Below are 23,739 nucleotides of genomic sequence, written 5' to 3' on the forward strand. Positions count from 1 at the left end.
GCGCCGCGGGCATTCAGCCTGCGACGCCATTGCGTGGTGCCGTGACGTCAACCGCCCGTCACAGCCCGCTGCGCGTGCTTACAGCTGCACGGTGTCGGCCACTTCCTTGAAGTCTTCGATCTGGTCGAAGTTCATGTACTTGTAGATCTTGTCGCCGTTCGCGCTGAGCACGCCCATGTCGGCCATGTACTCGTCCTTGGTCGGGATCTTGCCCAGACGCGAGCAGATGGCCGCCAGTTCCGCCGAGCCGAGGTACACGTTCGTGTTCTTGCCGAGGCGGTTCGGGAAGTTGCGGGTCGACGTCGACATGACCGTCGCGCCTTCGCGCACCTGAGCCTGGTTACCCATGCACAGCGAGCAGCCCGGCATTTCGGTACGCGCACCGGCCGTGCCGAACACGCCGTAGTGGCCTTCTTCCGTCAGTTGCTTCTGGTCCATCTTGGTCGGCGGCGCGACCCACAGCTTGACCGGGATGTCGCGCTTGCCTTCCAGCAGCTTCGACGCGGCACGGAAGTGACCGATGTTGGTCATGCACGAGCCGATGAACACTTCGTCGATCTTGGCGCCGGCGACGTCCGACAGCGTCTTCACGTCGTCCGGATCGTTCGGGCATGCGACGATCGGCTCGTGGATGTCGGCGAGGTCGATCTCGATCACGGCCGCGTACTCGGCGTCGGCATCCGGCGACAGCAGTTGCGGGTCGGCCAGCCACTGTTCCATCGCCGCGATACGGCGCTGCAGGCTGCGCGGATCCTGGTAGCCCTGCGCGATCATCCACTTCAGCAGCGTGATGTTGCTGTTCAGGTACTCGATGATCGGTTCCTTGTTCAGGTGCACCGAGCAACCGGCGGCCGAACGCTCGGCGGACGCATCCGACAGCTCGAACGCTTGCTCGACCTTCAGGTCGGGCAGGCCTTCGATTTCGAGGATGCGGCCCGAGAAGATGTTCTTCTTGCCTTGCTTGGCGACCGTCAGCATCCCTTGCTTGATCGCGTACAGCGGAATCGCGTTGACGAGGTCACGCAGCGTGACGCCCGGCTGCATCTTGCCCTTGAAGCGGACCAGCACCGATTCCGGCATGTCCAGCGGCATCGTGCCGGTGGCGGCCGCGAACGCGACCAGGCCCGAACCTGCCGGGAAGCTGATGCCGATCGGGAAGCGCGTGTGCGAATCGCCGCCGGTGCCGACGGTGTCGGGCAGCAGCATGCGGTTCAGCCACGAGTGGATCACGCCGTCGCCCGGGCGCAGCGCGATACCGCCACGCGTGCTGATGAAGTTCGGCAGCGTCTGGTGCGTCTTCACGTCGACCGGCTTCGGATAGGCGGCGGTGTGGCAGAACGACTGCATCACGAGGTCGGCCGAGAAGCCGAGGCAGGCCAGATCCTTCAATTCGTCGCGGGTCATCGGGCCCGTGGTGTCCTGCGAGCCGACCGAGGTCATCTTCGGTTCGCAGTACGTGCCCGGGCGTACGCCCTGGCCTTCCGGCAGACCGCAAGCGCGGCCGACCATCTTCTGCGCGAGCGAGAAGCCCTTGCCGCTGTCGGCCGGCTGGTGCGGCAGGCGGAACAGCGTCGACGGCGCGAGGCCCAGTGCCTCACGTGCCTTCGCGGTCAGGCCACGGCCGATGATCAGCGGAATGCGGCCGCCGGCGCGCACTTCGTCGAACAGCACGTCGGACTTGACCTGGAATTCGGCGATCACGTTGCCGTCCTTCAGCGCCTTGCCTTCGTACGGGCGCAGTTCGACCACGTCGCCCATTTCCATCTGCGACACGTCGAGCTCGATCGGCAGCGCGCCGGCATCTTCCATCGTGTTGTAGAAGATCGGGGCGATCTTGCTGCCGAGGCACACGCCGCCGAAGCGCTTGTTCGGCACGAACGGGATGTCTTCGCCGGTGAACCACAGCACCGAGTTGGTGGCCGACTTGCGCGAGGAGCCGGTGCCGACCACGTCGCCCACGTAGGCGACCAGGTGCCCCTTTTCCTTCAGCGATTCGATGAACTTGACCGGGCCGCGCTTGCCGTCTTCTTCCGGCGTGATGCCCGGGCGTGCGTTCTTCAGCATCGCCAGCGCGTGCATCGGGATGTCCGGGCGGGTGGTGGCGTCCGGGGCCGGCGACAGGTCGTCGGTGTTGGTTTCGCCCGTCACCTTGAACACGGTGATGGTCAGGCTTTGCGGCACTTCCGGACGGCTCGTGAACCATTCGGCGTCGGCCCAGCTTTGCAGCACGGCCTTCGCGTGCGCGTTGCCCTTGTCGGCGAGTTCCTTGACGTCATGGAACTGGTCGAACATCAGCAGGGTTTTCTTCAGTGCTTCAGCGGCGACGGCAGCGACCGCTTCGTCGGACAGCAGCTCGATCAGCGGCTGGATGTTGTAGCCGCCCAGCATCGTGCCGAGCAGTTCGGTCGCGCGTTCGCGCGAGATCAGCGGGCTGGCGGTTTCGCCCTTGGCCACGGCAGCCAGGAAGCCGGCCTTCACGCGGGCGGCTTCGTCGACGCCGGCAGGCACGCGGTAGGTGATCAGTTCGAGCAGCGTCTGCTCTTCGCCGGCGGGCGGGTTCGCCAGCAGTTCCACCAGTTCGGCGGTCTGTTGAGCCGTCAGCGGCAGGGGAGGAATACCGAGCGCGGCGCGGGCGGCCACGTGAGCACGAAAGTTTTCAAGCATGGGGAGACCTGCTGATATTGCGTTTGAGGGGAAGGCCTTGCCGGCACTCCGGGCTGTTCCAAGCACTGCTTTGAGCGGGATTCTAATCTCAATGCTCTATAACGTCAAATGTCTTATGTCTTATATAAGAGTTGAGGCTCGCGACGCGGGAAAGCTCGGTGGAGCGGGGAAGTGGGTGTTTTCCGACGTGTTGCGGAGGCTTGCTTGGGGGCGGATGCAGGCAAGGTGTTCCGGGTGGTTCTGGCGGTGACCGGGAGGCGCGGCGGGCGGCGGGGTGCCCGACTGCGATCCGGGCGCGTCCGTTCGGGTCAGGTGCCTTCGGTGTCGACTTTGGCTGCTGTCGTGCGAGCCGACGCGAACCGTTCGAGGCCGCGACCGGCGAGGTGCGCTACTGATAACGAAGCCCCGGGAGCCCGGTTGCCGACGGCGCATATATCTGTACAAGCACGCAAGAAACGTTACACACAGGCCGCTTTGGCGCGCCTACGCTCTATTGCGCGCGACTTTCAGTCTGATTTCAAAAAGACGGCGCGGGCATCGGTGCTGCCGGTCGCCCCGTCGTGGAATGTCCCGGAAGGCCGCGAGCCCTCAAATCCCGTCGATCAAGCACATGCGAGCCAGAGAATCGATTTTCGTAGTGGCGTCCCTCGTCGCGGTGTCGGTCGTTCATGCGGCCACGGCCGACGCCGAGGCGCGTGACTCCGCCAGCCGTCCCGTCGCGCTGGTCTATCGCGGCCCGGCCGCATGTGATGGCTGCCCCGAGACGATTGCGAGGCGCCTGCGCGAATCGGGGCACAAGTTCCGGGTTCTCTATGTCGGGCCGGCGGAAAAGCTCCGGATCACACCCGCCGTCCTGGCCGGCGCCGCGCTGTATGTGCAGCCCGGCGGCGGGCAGGACATTCCCGGCGCGGCGGCCAGCCTCGGGAAAAATTCGATCGAGGCCGTGCGGCAATACGTATCGAACGGCGGGCGCTACCTGGGCATCTGCATGGGCGCCTACCTGGCGGGCGACCCGGGTTTCGGGCTTGTCGCCGGCGAGGTCGACTCCGAGGTCGACCGGCCGCGCTCGACGCTTCACGGTATCGCGGACACGGTGACGCCGGTGGTGTGGCGCGGGCAGAAGCGCTGGATCTACTTCCAGGACGGCGCGATGCTCCCGGCCGCCCCCGGCGCGGTCGTGCTGGCGACCTATCCGAACCGCGATATCGCAGCCGCGACCTATCGCTACGGCAAAGGACGCGTCGGGCTCGTCGGCCCGCATCCCGAAGCCGATGAAAGCTGGTATCGCCAGTACGGTCTCAGGAATCCGGACGGCGTTCTGCCGGACATGGCGTACGACCTGATCAACGCGACGATGAAGCAGTAAAGGTGCGCGAGCTACTTTCGCCTGGCGCGATACGCGTCGAGATTCTTCCGTGCCTGCGCGCGGATCGCGCGTTGCATGAAAGGCGTCCAGCCGAGCAGGGCGCCTTTAATTCCAAGCGCCTGACGTGCCCAGCGCCACAGGTCGAAGCTGTCGCGATGCTCGACGATGCGCCCGTCGCGAAACCGGAACCGTGCGTCGATCCGGTTGACCACCATCCGGCCGGTCGTGGTGAACCGGTAGTGGGCGATCCACTCGGCACGCCCGGCCTGCTGATCCGCGTCGACGTCGCCGAACGTCAATGAAAAGTCCTGCGCACGCGCGACCAGCATGCGCCACATGTCGCGTGCGAGGTCGCCGCGCAGCTCGCCGAACGCGGGATCGCTGAAGACGACGTCATCCGCATAGCAGGCGAGCATCGCGTCGACGTCGCGTTGCTGGAACGCCGTGTAGAAGCGCTGGATCAACTCGGTGTGCGGATGGTTCATCTGTTGATTGGCTGTCGTTGTCGATGAAGTGGCGTGTCGTCGCGGCGGCCCGATGGCGGGCAAGCCACTGTAGCGGAAATCGCACAGGCTGTCGCCCGTGTGCGACGACCGCGGCCGGCTGTTTCGCCGGCCGGTCAATTGGTGGACAATCCGGCGCGGGAGGCCGCCCGCGCCTCGTCCGCAGAGCCAGCGTCGACCGTCGAGACCGATCCATGACATTCCGCATTGAAGCGCCGTTCCGGCGCGCGTTGTTGCCCGTGCTGCTCGCCGTTGCATCCCGATCTTTCGCCGCGGGGCTCGACTGTGCGCATGCAGGCAGCCCGACGGAACAGGCCGTGTGCGCGTCGAACGACCTGCGCCTGGACGACGGCAGGCTGTCGGCCTTCTACCGGAAGCTGTCCGATGCGTTACCGCAGGGGCCGCGCGCCGCGTTGCGCACCGAACAGCTCGGCTGGCTGAAGACGCGCGACCAATGCGGCGCGGATCGCGGCTGTATCGAACAGCGTTATCTGTCGCGGATCGGTGATCTGCAGACGCGGCTGGTGACGGTGCTCGCGTACCGCCCCGACGCCGAAGACAAGGCCGCGCTCGACGATTTGCGTGCGCTCGTCGACCAGGCGCGCCGGACGGATCCGATTTCGCCGGTCGAGCAGGTCGTCGAGCGGCTGCGGGTCAGGACGGCGGTCGCGCAGTTTTCCAGCGCGTCCGACGACGGGCAGGACGCGGCGTTTCCGACGGCCCGGCCCCACGACGTGACGGCCGACGAATGGAAGGCGTTGCACGCGTCGCACATCGACGCCGGCGACACCGTGACGCGCGCGTTCTACACGCTGATCGACCTCGACGGCGACGGGCAGCGCGACCTGGTCATCGAATCCGCGGCGGAGGGGACCGGCCTGTGGTCGTCGGTCGACGTATGGCGCCGCAACGGCGGCCGGTTCGAGGTGCCCGCCAACTCGAACGAGGCGCTCGATCGCAACCTGTACACGACGAACGGCCGCGGCGCGAATCAGGCGGCGGATTGGGTGCGCCTGCGCGGGCGCGTCTATGCGCTGTATCGCGACAGCCACTACGGCGTGGACGAGTATTACCTGCTGCGGCCGTTTACCGTCGTCGACCGGGTGCCGAAGCTGACGGTGCATTATCGCTACCGGCTGTCGGTGCCGATCGAGCAGCGCGACGACGGCAAGGCCGGTGCGACGACGCTCGACCGCACGCTGCATGCGGCCCTCGAACGGGCGCTGCGCGACGTGAGCGACAGCACCGCGCGCGATGCCGGCTCCGACACGCCGCTGTGTCCGATTCCGGCTTCGGTGCAGGGCGACGATCGCAGCGAGTACATGAGCTACGGGCCCGGTCACTACACGATCGAGATCGTCGGCGACATGCCGGTCCGGGTCGGCGGCACGTGCTACATCGGCCGGCTGATCGACTGGTTCGGCGGATACGGCAAGGACGGCCTGTTCGCACAGATTTCGATGCGCGTTCCAGGAAGCGACGCCGATCGCGAGCAGACGTTCACCGTGAACGGCGTGCGGGCCGTCACATCGGTCGCGACGTCGATCGAGAAAATGACGGTGAACAGCGGGAATTGACGCGGAGGTACGCGGCTTCGGTTCGGCCGGTCCGGCCCGAACGCTGGCGGCGCGCCGCCCGACGCGCGTCAGCGGTTCGCCAGCGCGACGTCCTGGTTGCCACGCCCGGTCACCAGGCAACCCGACATGAATGCCTCGCTCTGGCTGCCGGCGGCTGCGTCGCCGAAACCTCGGCCGAGCGCGTCGGCCTTCACCTGCGCGGCGCCCTGTTCGCAGGCAAGCGGGCTCGCGTCATGCCCCTGCGCATGCAGGACCGCGCGATCCGCGATGAGATAGGCCAGCAGCGCAAAAACGGCGATATGTACGGCTCGTCTCATGATTCGTCTCCTCGTCGCTCAAGCGTAACGCGGACTCATCTGACGAAGCACTTGGGGGTTCCCCCGGTAAACGTCTGCTGAAACGAGGCGGGCGGGGTGATCCTGTCCCGTTTTTTTTGAGTCTTGGGGGCGGAACGCGGGCGCGGCTTCAATGCGGCCGGCAGGCGAAACCGGACGTGCGGCGAGCTATTCGCGCAACGGTTTTCAGCGCGACAGGCACGCGATTCGCGCGAGTTTGACGAATGTCAGGATACGGGCGGCAGGGGGCGGTCGCGCAACCGTTCAAAGCGATAGCATGAATGCATGATTTGACGGAACGAGATCGCGGAGGAATGCATCGGTTCCGGCAAGCAGGTGCGTGTTGAACATCGCTGTTGAAATAGTGAGGAATCCAAATGCTTAACGTCTCTTCCGTCCTGATCAGCCTCGCCCCGATGTGGGCCATCCTGCTCGTTGCATCTTCGGCCGCCGCCTATTTCGTGTTCTGGCGCAAGGTCATCGACTAAGCGCAGCGGGAAGGCCGGTGCGCGTGTGGGCGGTAACGCGCACAGGTGTCGCACCGCGCGTTGCAAACCAGGGGCCCGTCGGCGAACGAGCCCTCGACGCGCTGCCGCGCGTCATCCCCGTCATTGCACGGCCGTGACCGGCACATTCGAAATCCGCACGAGCCGGCTCATCACGCTGCGGCGGAACACCGACATCAGCGCATGCAACGGATCGTGCCGCGGCGCGACGACCACGATCTCGTCGCACCCTGTCTCCGCCGCCACGGTCGCGATTGTATCGGCCACCGGGCCCACTTTCATCACGACGCTGTACTTGACGCCGGCTTCCTGCAGGATCCGCTCGGCCATGGCCAGATCGTCGGACGCGAACTTCTCCTCGATCGAACGCAGCCGCGATAGCGGATGGTAGGCCTCGAGCCGTGTCGATTCGAGCGGTGCCTGAACGTTGATCAGCACAATCTCCGACGCGCACCGTTCGCGATACAGGAATGTCGCGTGGCGAACCGCCTGAAGCGAGCGGGGAGAGTGGCCGACCGGAACCAGCAGCTTGAGCATGAACGTTGTCCAGGGAACGAGATGATTCCAGCGTAGCGCCCTGCCGGGCCGAACGATCTAAAGAGAACGGGCGACCGCGTAAAAATGTCGTTAACGCGCGCCGCTGCGTGCCGCGCCTGATAGAAATATAAGAAATTTAAGTTTATGCGCATAAACGATTTCATCGGCGGGGGCGGCACATCCGAAGCTTGGCCCGCCGCCCCGATTTAGTCGGAACCGCAATGAATCGCGGCGGAAAATATCGGAGGTCGCCGATCCGGCGTCGCGTAGAGTAGTGCATCGGCCGCGGCGCGGCCCCTCCCGGCCGGCTCGGGAGCGACCGCCGCCATGCGGCCCGCCATTCCATTCCGATTTCAGGAGACTCCGCATGCCGCACGGCGCCCCGCAGCTTCTCGCTCCCGCATCCATCCCCGTCGACCCGATCGTGCGCCTGTCGGCGGGCGAACTCGCGTCGGCGATCCGCAGCAAGGCCGTGTCGTGCGTCGAGACGATGCGCGCGTATCTCGATCACGTCGAGCGCGTGAACGGCGCGGTCAACGCGATCGTCGCGCTGCGCGATCGCGACGCGCTGCTTGCCGAAGCCGCGGAAAAGGATGCCGCACTGGCGCGCGGCGAGTACCACGGCTGGATGCACGGGATGCCGCAGGCGCCGAAGGATCTCGCGATGACGAAGGGGCTGCGGACGACCTACGGCTCGCCGATCTTCCGCGAAAACGTGCCGCAGGCCGATTCCGTGGGCGTCGCGCGGATGCGCGCGGCCGGCGCGATCTTCATCGGCAAGACCAACACGCCCGAATTCGGGCTCGGTTCGCACACGTTCAACGAAGTCTACGGCGCGACGCGCAACCCGTACGACCTGACGAAGAGTGCGGGCGGCAGCAGCGGCGGCACGGCGGCGGCGCTCGCGTCGCGGATGCTCCCGGTGGCGGACGGCAGCGATTTCGGCGGTTCGCTGCGCAATCCGGCCGCGTTCTGCAACATCTACGGCTTCCGTCCGTCGCAGGGCCGCGTGCCGCGCTGGCCGGGCGTCGACGTGTTCGTGCAGCAGCTCGGCATCGAGGGGCCGATGGGCCGCACGGTCGGCGACGTCGCGCAACTGCTCGCGATCCAGGCCGGCTACGACCGCAACGATCCGTTGTCGCTCGCGGAGGATCCGGCCGTTTTCGCGCAGCCGCTCGACGCCGACCTGCGCGGCAAGCGCATCGCATGGGTCGGCGACTGGAACGGTTATCTTGCGACCGAGGCCGGCGTGCTCGCGCTGTGCGAACAGGGGCTGGCGACGCTGCGCGGGATCGGCTGCGAGGTCGATGTCGCACTGCCGGCGTTTGCGCCTGACCGGATCTGGCGCCTGTGGCTCGCGCACCGGCACCTGCTGTCGGGCGGCGGGCTGCTTGCGCACTATCAAGACCCGGCGCGGCGCGCGCTGCTGAAGCCCGAGGCGATCTACGAGGTCGAAGGGCTGCTCGCGATGCAGGGCGCGGCCGTATTCGAGGCGAGCGTCGAGCGCACCGCGTGGCATCAGGCCGTGCTGAGCTTCTTTGACCGCTACGACTTCATCGCGGCGCCGACCGCGCAGGTGTTCCCGTTCGACGTCGACCAGCGCTGGCCGAAGGAGATTGCGGGCCGTGAGATGGATACCTACCACCGCTGGATGGAAACGGTCGTGCCGTGGACGCTGGCCGGCTGCCCGGTGATCAGCGTGCCGGTCGGATTCAACGACGCGGGGCTGCCGATGGGGATGCAACTGATCGGGCGGCCGCGCGCGGATCTTGCCGTGCTGCAGCTCGCGCGCGGCTACGAGCAGGCGGCCGACCTGGTCGGGGGGCGGTTGCCGGCGTGGATGGCTGCGTAACGCCGCGCTGGCTAGCCGATAGCCGATAGCCGATAGCCGATAGCCGATAGCCGATAGCCGATAGGCGGAAGGCGGAAGGCGGAAGGCGGAAGGCGGAAGGCGGAAGGCGGAAGGCGGAAGGCGGAAGGCGGAAGGCGGAAGGCGGAAGGCGGAAGGCGGAAGGCGGAAGGCGGAAGGCGGAGGCCGGAGGCGGGAGGCGGGAGGCCGGAAGCCGAAGCCGGAAGCCGGAAGCCGGAAGCCGAAGCCGGTTGCGGTGGACAGATGGAGAGGCGGGCGGCGCGAAGCCGCCCGTTTTGCTTCGATTCTCGAACGTGTGTTTCGTAGATGCGCGTCACGTCGCGTGAGGACGTGTCGTGCGACGGTATGGCGTCATGTCATTGACGCAGGACAGCACGTTCCGTGTCGCTGCTGTTCCGGTCGCAGAAGCATTCGCTGTGCAGTGCGACACGCGCGACCGTGGGCGGATCACCTCCGGCATCGCCTGCGAAAGCCCGCAACCGCCGCCATTGATTGATGCGGCGCGAGAACGAATGTCGGTGCGCGCCTGGAAATCGCACGGCAACCGCGGACGAATCTCCTCAAGCACGTACGCCGGTCGCCGAATTGCAAGCCGCCGCACCGCGTGATTTCGTTTCGATGTGTTTCAGTCGTTGCGGCGGCGCGCGGCGCGCTTCGACAATATCGGCCTCAATCATTCGGGCACGAGGAAAACACATGAAGCAGATTCGCGCGACGGGCCGGCACCTGGCCTCGGCAGGCATCGCGTTCGGCATCCTGGCAAGCGGCGCCGCGCACGCACAGCTCGACCTGCAGTCGATCGGCGCATCGCTGCTCGGCGGCGGGCAGCAGCAGGCGGCGCCCGCGCAGGGCGGCGTCGCGCAACTGCTGCAGGCCTATGTCGGCGCGAACCAGCAGGTGCTGACCGGCCAGTCTTCGCTCGCGTCGGCGATGGGGCTTACCGGTGCGGCCGGGCAGGCGCAGCAAGCCGCGAGCCAGCTCGCCGGCGGCGATGCGCTGACGCCGGCTGCGCTGTCGCAGATGGGCGGCGCGCAGCAATCGGTGTCGCAGGCGCTCGGCCAGGCGTTCGCGAGTGGTGGCGCGACGCACGGGCCGATCGACAAGCAGGCGTTCAGCAACGGCCTCACGTCGCTCGGGCAGGGGCTCACGCAGTATTCGCAGTTGCAGTCGGGGCTCGGCAATCTCGGCTCGACGAGCGCGGCATCGCTGTTGCAGTCGGGCCTGAATCCGCAGAACATGCAGGCTGCGTCGTATATCGCGCAAAGTGCGCCGGGCCAGTTGCAGTCGCTCGCGGCGACGCTCAGCCAGGCTGTGCAGTTCGCGACGAGCCAGGGTATTTCGGTGCCGTCGGTCGCATCGTCCGCGCTGAAGCTGCTGCCATAACGTTGCGCGGGGCCGCGCGCGGCGGCGCCCGCCTCGCGCGCGACGCCGAAGATTGCCCTGCCCAACATGGGGATTTCGCGCGATGTTATCGTGGCGTGTCCCTTTTTCGGTGCAGGTTCATGACTGACTCGTTCGACCTCTCGCGCTATTTCTCCCGCATCGGCTACGACGGCCCGGTCGAGCCGACGCTCGACGTACTGCGCCGGCTGCACCTGCTGCACCCGCAGGCGATTCCGTTCGAAAACCTCGATCCGCTGACTGGCGCGCGCGTCGCGCTCGACCTGCCCACGATCGTCGACAAGGTGCTCGCGCATCGCCGCGGCGGCTACTGCTTCGAACTCAACAAGCTGTTCTACACCGCGCTCACGACGATCGGCTTTCGCGTGACGCCGATGATCGCGCGCGTGCGGTGGATGCTTCCGCCGGAAGTCGCCTCCGCGCATACGCACATGCTGCTGCGCATCGATCTCGACGGCGCGGCCTGGCTCGCGGACATCGGCTTCGGCAGCGCGACACTGACCGCGCCGCTGCGGTTCGTGCCGGACGAGCGGCAGCTGACGCCGCACGGCGTATTCCGTGTCGTCGCCGCGCCGGTCGACGGTGAATTCGACGTGCAGATCGAGACGCCTGACGGCTGGCAGGCCACCTACCGTTTCCAGCCGAAGCGGGTCGAATGGATCGATTACGACGCTGCGAACTGGTTCACGTCGACGTATCCCGAATCGATCTTCCTGCATACCCTGATCGCATGCCGCGTGCTGCCGGACGGCCGCGCCGCGCTGCGCAACACCACGCTGACGATCCGCGATGCGGCGGGCGCCAGACGCTCTGTCACGTTCGACGATGCGGCTGCATGGGGCGCGTGCCTGCGCGACACGATCGGCATCGATACGACGGGATTCGATCTCGACGCGCTGTTCGCGCGGCTGGCGGCGCGTGCCGCGACGTAAACCGGACTCACGATAGCCCATCGCGGCCCGCGCACGCGGGACGCATCCGCGCTTGATTTTTGCTAGATTGCTAGCATACTAGTCCCCATGACCGACGAAGAAGTGAAGCAATTCAACGTGTACCTGCCGCTGAGCCTGATCCGGCAGGTCAAGCATCGCGCCATCGAAACGGAGCAATCGCTGTCCGCGCTGGTGGCCGATGCGTTGCGCGCGTACCTGGCCGCGCCGCAGCCGGGCGCGGGGCCGTCCACCGAGGAGGAGTGACATGTCATCCGAGCGAATCGAAGCCGTGTACCTGACGACGCACAACTGGGGCAAGTCGGCGAAGTTCTTCCAGGCGCTGGGCTTCACGCTGGAGTTCGAAACCGATCACAACTCGGGCCAGCTGCGCAGCGGCGACGGCCCCTTTCTGTTCATCGCCGAAGTGCCGCCGGGCGAGACGCCGGACATGCAGGTCGTGCTCAAGGTGCCGAATGAACAGGCGGTGCAGCCGCAGCCGATCGTCGACGTCGTCACGCCGTTCGAGGACACGCACTGGGGCACGCGCGACATGACCGTGCGGGATCCGGACGGCCGTGTATGGCGCCTGCAGGCGCCGGGCAAGCAGGGCGCGTGAGGCCGACATGACCGATACCCGCGAAAGCGCCCCCGACAGCACCGCCGCGCGCGTCGCGCTGTGGCGTGCGCTTCACGTCGAACTCGACGCGCCGCCGCATGTGCTCGCCGACGAAGTCGGGCTGCAATTGCTCGCACCGGCACCCGGCTGGCAGCAGCGCGGTGACATGGATCCGCAGTTCACGAGGCCGTTCCGTGCGTCGATCGTCGCGCGGGCGCGCTTCATCGAGGATCGGGTGGCCGAGCAGGCGGCGCGCGGCGTGAGCCAGTACGTGATCCTCGGCGCGGGGCTCGACAGCTTCGTGCAGCGCCGGCCCGACATGGCGTCGCGTGTGACCGTCTTCGAGGTCGACCCGCCGGCGCCGCAGCGCTGGAAGCAACGGCGCCTTATTGAGCTGGGCTTCGGCGTGCCCGACTGGCTGCGTTTCGTGCCGGTCGATTTCGAGGCGAAACAGTCGTGGCGCGCGGCGCTCGTCGGTGCGGGCTTCGATGCCGGCAAGCCGGCGGTCGTGGTGTCCACCGGCGTCAGCATGTACCTGACGCGCGAGGCGAACGCGGCCGCGTTGCGCGAAGTCGCATCGCTCGCGCCGGGCTCGACGCTCGCGATGACGTTCCTGCTGCCGCTGGAGCATGCGGATCCGGACGTGCGTCCGGGGCTGGAAATGGCGGCGAAGGGCGCGCGCGCAAGCGGCACGCCGTTCATCAGCTTCTTCATGCCGGCGCAGGTCCAGGCGCTCGCGATGGAAGCGGGCTTCACAAAAACCGAGCACGTTTCGGCCGCCGAACTGACGCGCCGTTATTTCGCGGATCGTCCGGACGGTCTCAGGCCGCCGAACAACGCGGAGGAATTGCTGGTTGCGACGATCTAGCGTCGCGCGCACGAAAGCGGGCACGTGTACGGGTTCCGGTCACGCCGAACCGACGACGCGCATTCACCGGGCGCCCGCCAGCCCGGTCACGCGCGTTCGAGCACGGCCATTTCCCGCACGATCACGAGCAGCACCGCGAGGCTTGCACCGCCGGACGCGCGCAAGTCTGCAAGCAAATGTTCGTAGCGCACGAGCGCGGCTTCGCGGCGCGCGCGCCATGTGCCGACGATCGTCTCCGGCGTGGTCGAATCCGGCGATTCCGCGAGCGCGCTCGTCGCGAGCGTGCGCTTGAGGCGCGCGACTTCCGCGAGCGCGGCCGCGCGCGCCAGCATGTCCCAGTGCGTCGGCGTCGGCAGTGTCGCCGCACGTTCGCTGATCCACCCGTAATTGAGCAGCGTGCCGAGCGAGAAATAAACGCCCGCGACGAGTTCGAGGCTGCGGTTGCTGGTCGCGGCCACTTCGGCGATGTCGAGCAGCGCGGCCGAGATGTCGCCGCTCGCGACGCGCACCGCGAGCGCGCTGTCGACGCCGGCTTCCACCAGCACGCGCTGCCGCTCGGACAGCGCTTCGAGATCGTCGGCCGGCAACAGCGACGGCAGTTGCGGCGCAAGCCGCTCGGCCGCGTCGCGGCAGCGCGCGATCAGCTCGGCGACGCCGCCGTCGGCCACCGCGCCGGATTGCAGATGCCGCAGGAACCACAGCGCCGCGCGCTCCAGGAGCCGCGCGACGTCGACGAACATGCGCGCCTGGATGTCGTCGGCGACGCGGTTGTCGAGCGCATCGATGTCGCGCCACACCGCATCGAGGTCGAACACGTCGCGCGCCATGATGCATGCCCGCACGATGTCGCCGGGCTTCGCGTCGGTTTCCTCCATCAGCCGGTGCACGAACGCGGAGCCGACGCGGTTCACGAGCGCGTTGGTCAGATGCGTCGCGAGAATCTCGCGGCGCAGCGGATGGCGGCGCATCGGTTCGCTGAAGCGCTGCTGCAGCGGCTTGGGGAAGTAGTCGACGAGCATCGCGGCCACCAGCGGATCCTCGGGCACGTCGGATTCGAGCAGCGCGTCGTACAGCCACATCTTGCTGTAGGCGAGCAGCACCGCGCGTTCCGGCGACGTGAGGCCGAGCTTCGCGGCTTGCCGTTCGGCGACTTCGTCGTCGGTCGGCAGGAATTCGATCACGCGGTTCAGGCGGCCCGCGCGTTCGAGCCAGCGCATCAGGCGCGCCTCGGCATCGAGCAGTTCGACCGCATAGCGGCCGGCGATCGACAGCGCCTGCGTCTGGTAGTAGTTGTCGCGCAGCACGAGCAGCCCGACTTCGTCGGTCATCTCCGCGAGCAGGGCGTTGCGCTGCTTCTCGGTCATCTCGCCGTCGGACACGACCAGCCCGAGCAGGATCTTGATGTTGACTTCGTGATCCGAACAATCGACGCCGGCCGAGTTGTCGATCGCATCGGTGTTGATGCGGCCGCCGCGCTGCGCGAACTCGATCCGGCCGAACTGCGTGCAGCCGAGGTTGCCGCCTTCGCCGACGACCTTGCAACGCAGGTCCGCGCCGTTCACGCGCACCGCGTCGTTCGCGCGGTCGCCCACCTGCAGGTGGGTTTCGCGCGCGGCCTTCACGTAGGTGCCGATGCCGCCGTTGTACAGCAGGTCGACCGGCGCCTGCAGGATCGCGCGGATCAGCTCGGCCGGCGGCAGCGCGTGTGCGTCGATGCCGAGCGCGGCCTGCACGGCCGGCGAAAGCGGGATCGTCTTCGCGGTGCGCGGATAGACGCCGCCGCCCGACGAGATCGCGGCCGGATCGTAGTCGGCCCAGCTCGAGCGTTCGAGCGCGAACATGCGCTCGCGCTCCGCGAAGCTCGTCGCGGGATCGGGGTTCGGGTCGAGGAACACGTGCCGGTGATCGAACGCGGCGACGAGCCGGATGTGCGGCGACAGCAGCATCCCGTTGCCGAACACGTCGCCCGACATGTCGCCGACGCCGACCACCGTGAAGTCGGTCGTCTGCGTATCGATGCCCATCTCGCGGAAGTGCCGCTTCACCGATTCCCACGCGCCGCGCGCGGTGATCGCCATCTTCTTGTGGTCGTAGCCGACCGAGCCGCCGGACGCGAACGCGTCGTCGAGCCAGAAGCCGTATTCGCGCGAGATCGCGTTCGCGTAGTCGGAGAAGGTGGCCGTGCCCTTGTCGGCGGCCACGACCAGGTACGGATCGTCGGGGTCGTGCCGCACCACGTCGGGCGGCGGCACGATCGCGTTGCCGGCCAGGTTGTCGGTCAGGTCGAGCAGGCCGCGCAGGAAGGTCTGGTAGCACGCGATGCCTTCGCGCATCCACGCTTCGCGATCGCTCGGCGGCGGCGGGTTCTTCACGACGAAGCCGCCTTTCGAGCCGACCGGCACGATCACGACGTTCTTCACCATCTGCGCCTTCATCAGCCCGAGCACTTCGGTACGGAAATCCTCGCGGCGATCCGACCAGCGCAGGCCGCCGCGCGCGACCCGCCCGCCGCGCAGGTGCACGCCCTCGACACGCGGCGAATACACCCAGATCTCGAACATCGGCTTCGGTTCGGGCAGGCCGGGCACCTTGGCCGGATTGAACTTGAACGACAGGTACGGTTTCGATTCGCCGTTCGCGTCGAGCAGGAAGTAGTTCGTGCGCTCGGTTGCGTTGATCACGCCGAGGAACTGGCGCAGGATGCGGTCCTCGTCGAGGTTAGGCACCTGGTCGAGCGCGCCTTCGATCGCTTTCAGCAGCCGCTCGGCCTGTACGTCGCGCGTGTCGCCGGTGGCCGGGTCGAAGCGCAGCAGGAATAGCTCGACGAGCTGCCGTGCGATCGCCGGGTTGCCGGTCAGTGCGCGCTCGATATACGCGTCGCTGAAGGTCGAGCCGACTTGCCGCAGATACTTCGCATACGCGCGCAGGATCGTCACTTCGCGCGCGCTCAGGTGGGCGCGCAGCACGAGGCGGTTGAAGTCGTCGTTCTCGATCCGGCCGCTCCAGATCTGGTCGAACGCATCCTCGAACAGGCCTTTCACGCGCTCGATGTCGAACTCGGTGTCGTCCGCGAGCTCGAGGCCGAAATCGTGTACCCATGCGTGCGCAGCGTCCTGCGTCTGGATCCGGTACGGCCGCTCCTCGTCCACGCGCACGCCCAGATGCTCGAGCATCGGCAGGCTGCGCGACAGCGCGATCGGGTCGCCCGCGCGATAGACCTTGAAGCGGAACGCACGCGCCTCGGCCTCGATCGGCCGGTACAGGTTCATCGCGAGTTGCCCCGAATCCTTCACGCGCTCGATCAATTCGATGTCGCGCACGGCCGTGCGTGCCGGATAGTCGTCGCGATAGCCGGCCGGGAACGAATCGGCATAGCGCTGCAGCAGGCGGTTGCCTTGCTCTTCGCCGAATACGTCGAGCAGCGCGTCGGCGAGATCGTCCTGCCAGCGGCGCGTGACCTGCACGAGCCGCGTTTCGAGCTCGCGCGTGTCGACGTCGGGCATCGTGCCGGGTTCCGCGTGCACGACGAAATGAATGCGCGCGATCGCCGATTCCGACAGCAGCGGCGTGAATTCGACGTTCACGCCGTTGTACGCATCGACGAGCAGCTTCGCGATGCGCCGGCGCAGGTCGGTGTTGTACTTGTCGCGCGGCACGTACACGAGGCACGACACGAAGCGGTCGAACCGGTCGCGGCGCACGAACAGGCGCGTGCGCTGGTGTTCCTGCAGCCGCAGGACGCCGAGCGCGATGTCGTAGAGCTGGTCTTCGTCGGCCTGGAACAGCTCGTCGCGCGGATAGGTTTCGAGCACCGTCACGAGCGACTTGCCGAGATGCCCCTTCGGCAGGAAGCCTGCGCGCCGCACGATGTTCGCGCACTTGCGGCGCACGATCGGGATCTCGGCGCTCGACACCATGTAGGCGGTCGACGTATAGAGCCCGATGAAGCGGCGCTCGCCGGCGACCTTGCCGTCGGGGCCGACGAGTTTCACGCCGACGTAGTCGAGATAGCCGGGCCGGTGCACGGTCGCGCGCGAGTTCGCCTTGGTCAGGAAAATCGGCCAGGAGCCGGTGATGATGTCGGCGGCGGCCTGCGGCAGCGGCGTGACGTCGGGGGCGCCGGACGTGCGCAGCGATTCGCGCAGGATGCCGAAGCCGGTGCCCTCGATGCCGCGCAGCCCGAAGCCCGTGCCGTCGGACACGAGCGCGTAGTCGCGCTGGCCGAGGAACGTGAAGTGATCGGCGGCCATCCATTCGAGGAACGCGCGCGCCTCGATGTCTTCCGCGGTCGATTCGCGCGCTTTCATTTCCTTGATCGTCGCGCGGGCGATCTCGACGATCTTCGGCCAGTCTTCCACCGATGCGCGCACGTCGCCAAGCACATGCGCGATGTCGTTGCGCAACGTGTTGAGCAGCGCGGCATCGCCGCAGCGATCGACTTCGAAATGGATGAACGACGCGAGCTGCGACTGGCCGTCGCCGGGCGTCGCGCCGCCCGCATTGACGCGCTCGATGCCGCCGTCGGTGCCGCGCCAGATGCGGAATACCGGGTGCAGTGCCGAATGCAGTGCGAGCCCGAGGCGGTTGACGGCCATCGTCACGGAATCGACGAGGAACGGCATGTCGTCGTTGACGATCTCGATGACCGTGTGGTCGGAATGCCAGCCGTGCTGTTCGAGGATCGGGTTGTACACGCGCAGCCGTTCGCTGCCGGGCACGAATTTCTGGGCGGTCTGCCAGTGCGCCATCGCGGCGCCGTAGAGATCGGCGATGCTGCGGCTCTGCAGATCGTCGGCATCGACGAAATCGTAGTAGTGACGCAGGAAGGGTTCGACGATCCGGAAGGTGGCTTCGGGCAGGCGCCCGCGCGCGAATTCGACGACGTCCGAGAGCAGGTGTGCGACGACTTCCTCGTTCTTCGCTTCCATGGCGGTCTCCTCGTCGGGTGGCCATCGGCTGCTGCGTCTGAGGCGCATTATATGCACCGATTGCGTGACAAAGCGATGTGCACGCGCACAACGGGAGGCGAAGGAGGAGGCCGCCTGCAGTGCCGCCCGGCGGGCGCCGCAGGAGATGAATCAGTGCGATGCAGGCGGGCGTTCAGGCATCGCCGGTTGTGACGCTCAGCGCTCGTCGCTCCACAGCTTCCCGGCCGTCGCCCAGTTCTCCTTCTTCACGTCGGTGAGAATGATGTCGACCGAGCCCGGCTCGCAGCCGAGCGTCTCGCACGTGACGCGCGTGATTGCTTCGACGAATTCGCGCTTCTGTTCGACGGTGCGGCCTTCGAACAGCTGGATATTGAAAGTCGGCATGACAAGTGCTCCGGTTGGGATTGAACGATTGGGTTGAATGCGGATGCAACGCGGATGCGGCGTCAGTCGCGATACGACGGATCGATCCGGTCGAGCCGACGCAGCAGCGCCGGCCATTCCAGCTCACCTTCGATCGCGCCGCCGTCGCGCAGCTGTTCGGCGGTGCGGTCGGCCACGGCCGGATCGGGCAGCACGAGCGGCCCGCCGCCGGCCTGCGCGCGCACCTGGATGTCGCACGCCTTGATCAGCGTATCCATCAGCACATAGGCTTCGGCCACGGTGCGGCCGACCGTCAGTGTGCCGTGGTTGCGCAGCAGCATCGCGGATTTCGCGCCGAGGCTCGCGGTCAGCCGCGTGCCTTCGGCCGGCGAGAACGCGAGCGCCTCGTAGTCGTGGTACGCGAGGTCGCCGTGAAAGCGCAGCGCGTGCTGCGACGCGGGCAGCAGCCCGTCGTGCTGGATCGATACGGCGATGCCGGCCGTATTGTGCAGATGCATCACGCAGACGGCGTCGGCACGTGCGGCATGCACGGCCGCGTGCAGCGCAAAGCCGGTCACGTTGACCGCGTGCTCGCTGTCGCCGATCCGGTTGCCGGCGAGGTCGATCTTCACGAGGTTCGATGCGCGGACCTCGTCGAACGTCAGGCCGAACGGGTTGATCAGGAAGTGGCCGGGCTCGCCGGGCACGGTTGCGGAAAGGTGCGTGTAGATCAGGTCGTCCCAGCCGTTCAGCGCGACGAGCCGGTAGGCGGCGGCGAGATCGACGCGCATTTGGCGTTCGGCGTCCGAGATCGGGCCGCCAGGTTTCACGGCTTCAGGACGGTGTGCGAATGACGACATCGGGTTCTCCGAAGGTGAGGCGGCGCGCGACGGCTACGGTCACCCACGACGCAAGCGCGAACGGGGCCGTGAACACGGGGATGCCGGCGCGCATCGCGAGCCACTGGATCAGCGCGGCGAGTGCGGCGGCGGCAAGTGCCGCGCGCGGGCCGCGCGGCATCAGCGCCAGTGCGGCGAGCGCGCCGTTGAAGCCGAGCAGGCCGTCGGCGAACAGCGCGCCGTTCGCGCCGAGCGCGACCAGCAGCACGGTCGACACGATCGCGCCGCCGAGCGCGAATGCGGCCGCGCGGCGCGATGCAAGGGCAAGGCCGACGACGATCAGTGCGCCGGCCCACGCGCCTTGTGCGAAGGTGGTCTGCGCGACGCCAGACAGCAGCGCGTCGGTGACGGACGAAGGCGTCAGTGTCGCACCGGTCGTCGCATCGGTTGCGTGTTGCAGTGCGACAAACGGCAGCCACAGCGCGGTGACGACGAGGCACGGGCTCGAATACGGGCACTGGCGCCAGCGGGCGAGCGGCGTGCGCATCGCGCGCTGCACGAGTGCCGCACCGATCGCGGCCAGCGGCGCCAGCGCGACGGCGGCAAGCGAATCGGGCACGAACAGCACCGCGATCAGCGCGGCGAGCGCGCCGTTGAAGCCGTGCAGCCCCTGTTCGACGTCGTGGCGCTCGGCGCCCGTCAGCACGGCGGTCATGCTGGCGGCGGCCGAGCCGAGCAGCGCCGCGCACGCGAGCCGCAGGTCGGTCAGCGCCAGCGCGGCGAGCAGCAGCGCGCCGGTGAGCGCGTTCGCCTGCAGTACGATCTGACCGATGCCGCGCAGCAGAATGCGCAGGTCGATCGACGGCGAGGCGGAGCGGGCGGTAGACATGATGGCGGCGGAACAGGACGAGCCGCGAGCATAGGACACAATCCGATGCACCGGAATAGGGAATTCTGGATAGTCAGGATTTGTCGGCGGTGCCCCGAAATGGGGAATGCGGACGGTCGGCCATGCTTGACGGGCGCCGCGTTGGCGTTTTCCGAGGCGAACGCTCCGTGGTTGGCGAATTCGGGCATCCACTGGCGTTTTCGTCGGTGGATTCGTGCGACAGTGCCCCGCATTGGGGGCATCGGGAGGCGAAACGATGCGTGAAGTGCGATGGGCGTCGCTTGAAGGCGACGGGGTCGAACATCTGACGTTCGACCAGAGCGGCGGCGGGATCGTCGTCGAAAGCGCGGTGGTCGGCCAGCGTTACGGCCGCGCGTATGGGCTCGCGTATCGCGTCGAGTGCGACGCGCGCTGGCGTGTGACGTATGCGGTGCTCAAGGTGATGGGTGGCGGCACGCTCGAGCTGCGCGGCGACGGCGAAGGCCATTGGCGCGACGGCGCGGGCCGTGCGCTGCCGGAACTGGACGGCTGCATCGACATCGACATCGCGGCGACGCCGTTCACGAATTCGCTGCCGATCGGCCGCCTGGGGCTCGCGCGCGGCGAGCGGCGGCCGATCGACGTTGCGTATGTCTCGACGCCGGACCTGAAGGTCACGCTGGTCAAGCAGGCTTACGCGTGCATCGAGCCGGGCCGGCGTTACCGCTACGAAGGCATCTTCCGGAATTTCACGGCCGAGATGGACATCGACGACGACGGGCTCGTGATCGACTACGAGACGCTGTTCAGACGCCTGCCGGCGCCGACGGGCCGCTGAACCACCGCGTTCGCGACGGCCGGCCGCTCCTGCGCGGACGCGAAGCGGTCGATGCGCGACGCGATCATGTCCGGGTGGCGCAGCACGATCCAGTGCGTGCCATCGATTTCCTCGCGCACGTGGTCGCCGAGCCAGCGGTCGAGGTCGACCGACATCTCGGGCGTGACATAACGATCGCGCACCGGCACGAGGATCTGCACCGGAGCCTGTGCATAGCGTTCGCGCGGCTTGTGCGCCCGCGCAAGGAAGTTCGCGCGGTAAAGCTGCAGGCCGTTCAGCGCGTTCTTCAGTTGCACGGGGTCGCGCTCGGCGCGCACGCGTTCGGTGATCTGCAGCCAGCGCGGCCACAGCGCCGCACCGCCGAGCCGCCATACCAGCGACGGCACGACCGGCAGGTGAAAGAACGCGATGTACCACGACTTCAGGCTCTGCTTGAGCCGCATCTTCGCGCGGAACACGTGATCGAGGCACGGGCCCGAGATCGACGTGTACGACGCGATCCGGCCGCGGAACGCGGGATCAGTGACGGCTTCCCAGCACTGGATCGAGCCCCAGTCGTGGCCGACGAGATGGAACGGCCGGCCGCCGCAGGTCGCATCGGCCACCGCTTTCAGGTCGCCGGCGAGCCGCTCGAGCGTGTAGTCGGCGCGGCGGCGCGGCGCATCGGACGCGCCGGCGCCGCGCACGTCGTACGCGATCACGCGGTAGCGCTTCGCGAGCCGCGCGCGGATCGGCGCCCACACGGCCGCCGAATCGGGGTAGCCGTGCACGAGGATCAGCGGCGGGGCGCGACGCGACCCGCTCACGTAGACGGCGAGTTTCACGTCGCCGGACTGGACGGTCAGCATCTCGTGGGCGCGCGCCATGGCGTCATGCCTGCGGGACCGGGTGCAGCGGCACGCGGCGCGGGGCGGCTTGCGCGGCGTAGCGCGCGTTGGTCGCGTCGATGTTCTCGAGCAGCGTGTCGAGCCCCTGCAGGTACTGGTGGTTGTCGTGGTCCCACGGGTGGAAGCCCGGGCGGAAGTAGTCGAGCCATTCGCGCGCGATGCTCGGGAACACGCCGTGCTTCGGGCTGTACAGGTACTTCACGAGGCGCCACATGCCGCCGAACTTGCCGTGTTCGCGACGGTGCGCGCGCATCAGGCGCACGTGGAAGTCAAACACGATCGTCCAGAAGAACACGGTGGTCGTCAGCATCGTGCCCGTGCGCAGCAGGTAGCTGCCGAGGCTCGGCTTCATCACGGTGGTCCATACGTCGTACGACACGGCCTTGTGCTCGGTTTCCTCCATCGCATGCCACATCCACATCTGCTGGTAGCCTTCGACCGAGCCGTCGATCCGGTGTTCGTGGCCCGACAGCAGCTGGTTCGCGAGGATCGCCGTGTAGTGCTCGAGCGCGATCGTGATCGCGAGCTGCATCGAATGCGGCAGCGCCTTCTTGAACCAGCCGAGGATCGTCCACAGGCGCTTGTCGAGCTTGTGTGCGGGCAGGCCCGACGACTGCAGCAGGTCGTTGTATTCGATGTGCTCGCGCGTATGCATCGCTTCCTGGCCGATGAAGCCGAGCACCTGTTTCTTCAGCTCGGGATCCTCGATCCGGTCGCGGTAGTTGCGCACCGAATCCATGAAGAAGCGTTCGCCGGCCGGGAACAGCAGCGACAGCGCGTTCATGAAGTGCGTGACCGGCACGCCCTGCACGTGCCAGTCGCGCGCGCGTTCGGGGGGCAGCGCGAAACGGATGTCGCGTCGCACGGGCATCATGTTCGGGGTCGTCATGATTGTTCTCCTCCCTGATTGCCTGCATTGTTGTAGGTGGCGTGCAGCGGTGCGGGCGCCGGCGCCGGCGTGCCGCGGGCTGCGCGTCGAGCCTTCGCTGCCTCGCGGCGCGTCGCGAGCACGACGAGCGCCTGGTACGCGGACGGCAGCACGCGCGCCATCCAGTCGCCGGCCTTCGCGTCGCGGCCGATCAGCACGCGGCGCTTGTTCTTGCGCACGCCCGAGAGGATCGTGCGCGCGGCATCGTCGGCGGTCGTGATGAAGAACTTCTCGAACGTGTCGCGGCCTTGCTGCTCGCTCGCGACCATGAAGCCGACCATGTTCTTCGATACGCGGCTCGCCTGCGCGATGTTCGTGCGGATGCCGCCCGGATGCACGCAGGTCGCCGACACGCCGCACTTCATCATGTCGAGTTCCTGGCGCAGCGATTCGGTGAAGCCGCGCACCGCGAACTTGGTCGCGTTGTAGCCGCTCATGCCCGGTTGCGCGAAGATCCCGAACAGGCTCGACGTGTTGATCACGTGGCCGTCGCCCGATGCCTTCAGGTGCGGCAGGAATGCCTTCGTGCCGTGCACGACACCCCAGAAATTGATGTTCACGATCCACTCGAGATCGCTGTATTCCATGCCTTCGATCGTGCTCGACAGCGCGACGCCCGCGTTGTTGAAGATCAGGTTGACCTTGCCGTGTTCCTTCGCGGTGTCGTCGGCCCACGCGAACATCGCATCGCGGTCGCCGACGTCCAGCACGCGCGTCGATACCCGCACGTTCGGCGCGATCGCGCGGACGATCCGTTCGGTTTCCGCGAGGCCCACGCCGTTCTTGTCGGCGAGCGATACCTGGCAGCCAGCCTGCGCGAGCTGGATCGCGAGCGAGCGGCCCATGCCCGAGCCGGCACCCGTGATCGCGGCGACCTTGTTGGCGAAATCTCTCATGTCGGTTGCTCCTTGTC

Annotated in this window: 21 protein-coding genes; 10 read left to right on the plus strand and 11 right to left on the minus strand. The window is 67.4% G+C overall.

Going from position 1 to position 23,739, the window contains the following annotated elements:
- Positions 1-78: 78 nt before the first annotated feature.
- Positions 79-2,664 (minus strand): bifunctional aconitate hydratase 2/2-methylisocitrate dehydratase, encoded by a 2,586-nt coding sequence (gene acnB / locus HAV18_RS01005; RefSeq protein WP_166951506.1) that lies wholly within the window; start codon positions 2,662-2,664, stop codon positions 79-81.
- A 610-nt stretch (positions 2,665-3,274) separates the two neighbouring features.
- On the opposite strand from acnB, the gene HAV18_RS01010 reads away from it, so the two are divergent.
- Entirely contained in the window at positions 3,275-4,030 is a 756-nt protein-coding gene (locus HAV18_RS01010; protein ID WP_166951509.1) for a BPL-N domain-containing protein, read from the plus strand.
- Between the two features lie 11 nt (positions 4,031-4,041).
- Here the strand turns inward: HAV18_RS01010 and HAV18_RS01015 are convergent, their stop codons facing one another.
- Positions 4,042-4,515, minus strand: coding sequence for a nuclear transport factor 2 family protein (locus tag HAV18_RS01015; protein WP_166951512.1), 474 nt, complete (start codon positions 4,513-4,515; stop codon positions 4,042-4,044).
- 212 nt (positions 4,516-4,727) lie between these two features.
- Here HAV18_RS01015 and HAV18_RS01020 point away from each other — a divergent pair, with 212 nt between their 5' ends.
- Complete coding sequence (locus tag HAV18_RS01020) at positions 4,728-6,110, plus strand: lysozyme inhibitor LprI family protein (protein WP_166951515.1); 1,383 nt, start codon at positions 4,728-4,730, stop codon at positions 6,108-6,110.
- Positions 6,111-6,178: 68 nt separating this feature from the next.
- Here HAV18_RS01020 and HAV18_RS01025 read toward each other — a convergent pair whose 3' ends face one another.
- Positions 6,179-6,427 carry an adhesin gene (locus HAV18_RS01025; RefSeq protein ID WP_166951518.1) on the minus strand — a complete coding sequence of 83 codons (249 nt, stop codon included), beginning with the start codon at positions 6,425-6,427 and terminating at the stop codon, positions 6,179-6,181.
- 626 nt (positions 6,428-7,053) lie between these two features.
- A complete protein-coding gene (locus HAV18_RS01030; protein WP_166951520.1) occupies positions 7,054-7,488 on the minus strand; it encodes a universal stress protein in 435 nt (144 codons plus the stop codon).
- Positions 7,489-7,855: 367 nt separating this feature from the next.
- Here HAV18_RS01030 and HAV18_RS01035 point away from each other — a divergent pair, with 367 nt between their 5' ends.
- The 7 genes from HAV18_RS01035 (at position 7,856) to HAV18_RS01065 (ending at position 13,175) form a co-directional block, all read left to right on the plus strand.
- Positions 7,856-9,340, plus strand: coding sequence for an amidase (locus HAV18_RS01035; RefSeq protein WP_166951523.1), 1,485 nt, complete (start codon positions 7,856-7,858; stop codon positions 9,338-9,340).
- A gap of 371 nt (positions 9,341-9,711) precedes the next feature.
- Positions 9,712-9,966 (plus strand): hypothetical protein, encoded by a 255-nt coding sequence (locus HAV18_RS01040; protein WP_166951526.1) that lies wholly within the window; start codon positions 9,712-9,714, stop codon positions 9,964-9,966.
- A gap of 88 nt (positions 9,967-10,054) precedes the next feature.
- A complete protein-coding gene (locus HAV18_RS01045; RefSeq protein ID WP_166951528.1) occupies positions 10,055-10,741 on the plus strand; it encodes a hypothetical protein in 687 nt (228 codons plus the stop codon).
- Positions 10,742-10,860: 119 nt separating this feature from the next.
- Positions 10,861-11,691, plus strand: a complete 831-nt coding sequence (locus HAV18_RS01050) for an arylamine N-acetyltransferase (protein ID WP_166951531.1) — start codon at positions 10,861-10,863, stop codon at positions 11,689-11,691.
- Between the two features lie 87 nt (positions 11,692-11,778).
- Positions 11,779-11,955, plus strand: coding sequence for a ribbon-helix-helix domain-containing protein (locus HAV18_RS01055; protein ID WP_166951534.1), 177 nt, complete (start codon positions 11,779-11,781; stop codon positions 11,953-11,955).
- Position 11,956: 1 nt separating this feature from the next.
- Positions 11,957-12,307 carry a glyoxalase/bleomycin resistance/extradiol dioxygenase family protein gene (locus HAV18_RS01060; protein WP_166951536.1) on the plus strand — a complete coding sequence of 117 codons (351 nt, stop codon included), beginning with the start codon at positions 11,957-11,959 and terminating at the stop codon, positions 12,305-12,307.
- 7 nt (positions 12,308-12,314) lie between these two features.
- On the plus strand, positions 12,315-13,175 hold the full coding sequence (locus tag HAV18_RS01065; RefSeq protein WP_166951539.1) for a class I SAM-dependent methyltransferase: 861 nt from the start codon (positions 12,315-12,317) through the stop codon (positions 13,173-13,175).
- 86 nt (positions 13,176-13,261) lie between these two features.
- On the opposite strand, the gene HAV18_RS01070 is transcribed toward HAV18_RS01065, so the two are convergent.
- The 4 genes from HAV18_RS01070 to HAV18_RS01085 form a co-directional block, all read right to left on the minus strand.
- A complete protein-coding gene (locus HAV18_RS01070) occupies positions 13,262-18,103 on the minus strand; it encodes an NAD-glutamate dehydrogenase (protein ID WP_166951542.1) in 4,842 nt (1,613 codons plus the stop codon).
- Between the two features lie 195 nt (positions 18,104-18,298).
- Positions 18,299-18,487 carry a 4-oxalocrotonate tautomerase gene (locus HAV18_RS01075; RefSeq protein ID WP_027789356.1) on the minus strand — a complete coding sequence of 63 codons (189 nt, stop codon included), beginning with the start codon at positions 18,485-18,487 and terminating at the stop codon, positions 18,299-18,301.
- Between the two features lie 62 nt (positions 18,488-18,549).
- Positions 18,550-19,326: a class II aldolase/adducin family protein gene (locus HAV18_RS01080; protein ID WP_166951544.1), complete on the minus strand. Its 777-nt coding sequence runs from the start codon at positions 19,324-19,326 to the stop codon at positions 18,550-18,552.
- The gene (locus HAV18_RS01085; RefSeq protein ID WP_166951547.1) at positions 19,301-20,194 is read right to left on the minus strand and encodes an urea transporter; all 894 of its coding nucleotides are present in this window, start codon (positions 20,192-20,194) and stop codon (positions 19,301-19,303) included. Before HAV18_RS01085 ends, HAV18_RS01080 begins: the two co-directional genes overlap by 26 nt.
- A gap of 256 nt (positions 20,195-20,450) precedes the next feature.
- On the opposite strand from HAV18_RS01085, the gene HAV18_RS01090 reads away from it, so the two are divergent.
- Positions 20,451-21,011, plus strand: a complete 561-nt coding sequence (locus HAV18_RS01090) for a putative glycolipid-binding domain-containing protein (RefSeq protein WP_166951549.1) — start codon at positions 20,451-20,453, stop codon at positions 21,009-21,011.
- Here HAV18_RS01090 and HAV18_RS01095 read toward each other — a convergent pair.
- The 3 genes from HAV18_RS01095 to HAV18_RS01105 are packed head-to-tail and all read right to left on the minus strand — an operon-like array spanning position 20,966 to position 23,722.
- Positions 20,966-21,877 (minus strand): alpha/beta fold hydrolase, encoded by a 912-nt coding sequence (locus tag HAV18_RS01095; protein WP_166951552.1) that lies wholly within the window; start codon positions 21,875-21,877, stop codon positions 20,966-20,968. The two genes, HAV18_RS01090 and HAV18_RS01095, sit on opposite strands and share 46 nt — an antisense overlap.
- Positions 21,878-21,881: 4 nt before the next feature.
- Positions 21,882-22,787, minus strand: coding sequence for a metal-dependent hydrolase (locus tag HAV18_RS01100; RefSeq protein ID WP_166951554.1), 906 nt, complete (start codon positions 22,785-22,787; stop codon positions 21,882-21,884).
- Positions 22,784-23,722 (minus strand): SDR family oxidoreductase, encoded by a 939-nt coding sequence (locus HAV18_RS01105; RefSeq protein WP_166951557.1) that lies wholly within the window; start codon positions 23,720-23,722, stop codon positions 22,784-22,786. Before HAV18_RS01105 ends, HAV18_RS01100 begins: the two co-directional genes overlap by 4 nt.
- Between the last annotated feature and the right edge of the window lie 17 nt (positions 23,723-23,739).

The sequence above is a fragment of the Burkholderia sp. D-99 genome (assembly GCF_011605345.1).
Taxonomy (GTDB): domain Bacteria; phylum Pseudomonadota; class Gammaproteobacteria; order Burkholderiales; family Burkholderiaceae; genus Burkholderia.

Excerpts from the sequence above, each read along its gene's own strand:
- HAV18_RS01040 (WP_166951526.1), top strand. The coding sequence starts at position 9,712 with ATGTCATTGACGCAGGACAGCACGTTCCGTGTCGCTGCTGTTCCGGTC.
- HAV18_RS01060 (WP_166951536.1), top strand. The coding sequence starts at position 11,957 with ATGTCATCCGAGCGAATCGAAGCCGTGTACCTGACGACGCACAACTGG.
- acnB (WP_166951506.1), bottom strand. The coding sequence starts at position 2,664 with ATGCTTGAAAACTTTCGTGCTCACGTGGCCGCCCGCGCCGCGCTCGGT.
- HAV18_RS01090 (WP_166951549.1), top strand. The coding sequence starts at position 20,451 with ATGCGTGAAGTGCGATGGGCGTCGCTTGAAGGCGACGGGGTCGAACAT.
- HAV18_RS01025 (WP_166951518.1), bottom strand. The coding sequence starts at position 6,427 with ATGAGACGAGCCGTACATATCGCCGTTTTTGCGCTGCTGGCCTATCTC.
- HAV18_RS01095 (WP_166951552.1), bottom strand. The coding sequence starts at position 21,877 with ATGGCGCGCGCCCACGAGATGCTGACCGTCCAGTCCGGCGACGTGAAA.
- HAV18_RS01100 (WP_166951554.1), bottom strand. The coding sequence starts at position 22,787 with ATGACGACCCCGAACATGATGCCCGTGCGACGCGACATCCGTTTCGCG.
- HAV18_RS01080 (WP_166951544.1), bottom strand. The coding sequence starts at position 19,326 with ATGTCGTCATTCGCACACCGTCCTGAAGCCGTGAAACCTGGCGGCCCG.
- HAV18_RS01055 (WP_166951534.1), top strand. The coding sequence starts at position 11,779 with ATGACCGACGAAGAAGTGAAGCAATTCAACGTGTACCTGCCGCTGAGC.
- HAV18_RS01035 (WP_166951523.1), top strand. The coding sequence starts at position 7,856 with ATGCCGCACGGCGCCCCGCAGCTTCTCGCTCCCGCATCCATCCCCGTC.
- HAV18_RS01045 (WP_166951528.1), top strand. The coding sequence starts at position 10,055 with ATGAAGCAGATTCGCGCGACGGGCCGGCACCTGGCCTCGGCAGGCATC.
- HAV18_RS01015 (WP_166951512.1), bottom strand. The coding sequence starts at position 4,515 with ATGAACCATCCGCACACCGAGTTGATCCAGCGCTTCTACACGGCGTTC.
- HAV18_RS01065 (WP_166951539.1), top strand. The coding sequence starts at position 12,315 with ATGACCGATACCCGCGAAAGCGCCCCCGACAGCACCGCCGCGCGCGTC.
- HAV18_RS01085 (WP_166951547.1), bottom strand. The coding sequence starts at position 20,194 with ATGTCTACCGCCCGCTCCGCCTCGCCGTCGATCGACCTGCGCATTCTG.
- HAV18_RS01075 (WP_027789356.1), bottom strand. The coding sequence starts at position 18,487 with ATGCCGACTTTCAATATCCAGCTGTTCGAAGGCCGCACCGTCGAACAG.
- HAV18_RS01020 (WP_166951515.1), top strand. The coding sequence starts at position 4,728 with ATGACATTCCGCATTGAAGCGCCGTTCCGGCGCGCGTTGTTGCCCGTG.
- HAV18_RS01050 (WP_166951531.1), top strand. The coding sequence starts at position 10,861 with ATGACTGACTCGTTCGACCTCTCGCGCTATTTCTCCCGCATCGGCTAC.
- HAV18_RS01070 (WP_166951542.1), bottom strand. The coding sequence starts at position 18,103 with ATGGAAGCGAAGAACGAGGAAGTCGTCGCACACCTGCTCTCGGACGTC.
- HAV18_RS01010 (WP_166951509.1), top strand. The coding sequence starts at position 3,275 with ATGCGAGCCAGAGAATCGATTTTCGTAGTGGCGTCCCTCGTCGCGGTG.
- HAV18_RS01105 (WP_166951557.1), bottom strand. The coding sequence starts at position 23,722 with ATGAGAGATTTCGCCAACAAGGTCGCCGCGATCACGGGTGCCGGCTCG.
- HAV18_RS01030 (WP_166951520.1), bottom strand. The coding sequence starts at position 7,488 with ATGCTCAAGCTGCTGGTTCCGGTCGGCCACTCTCCCCGCTCGCTTCAG.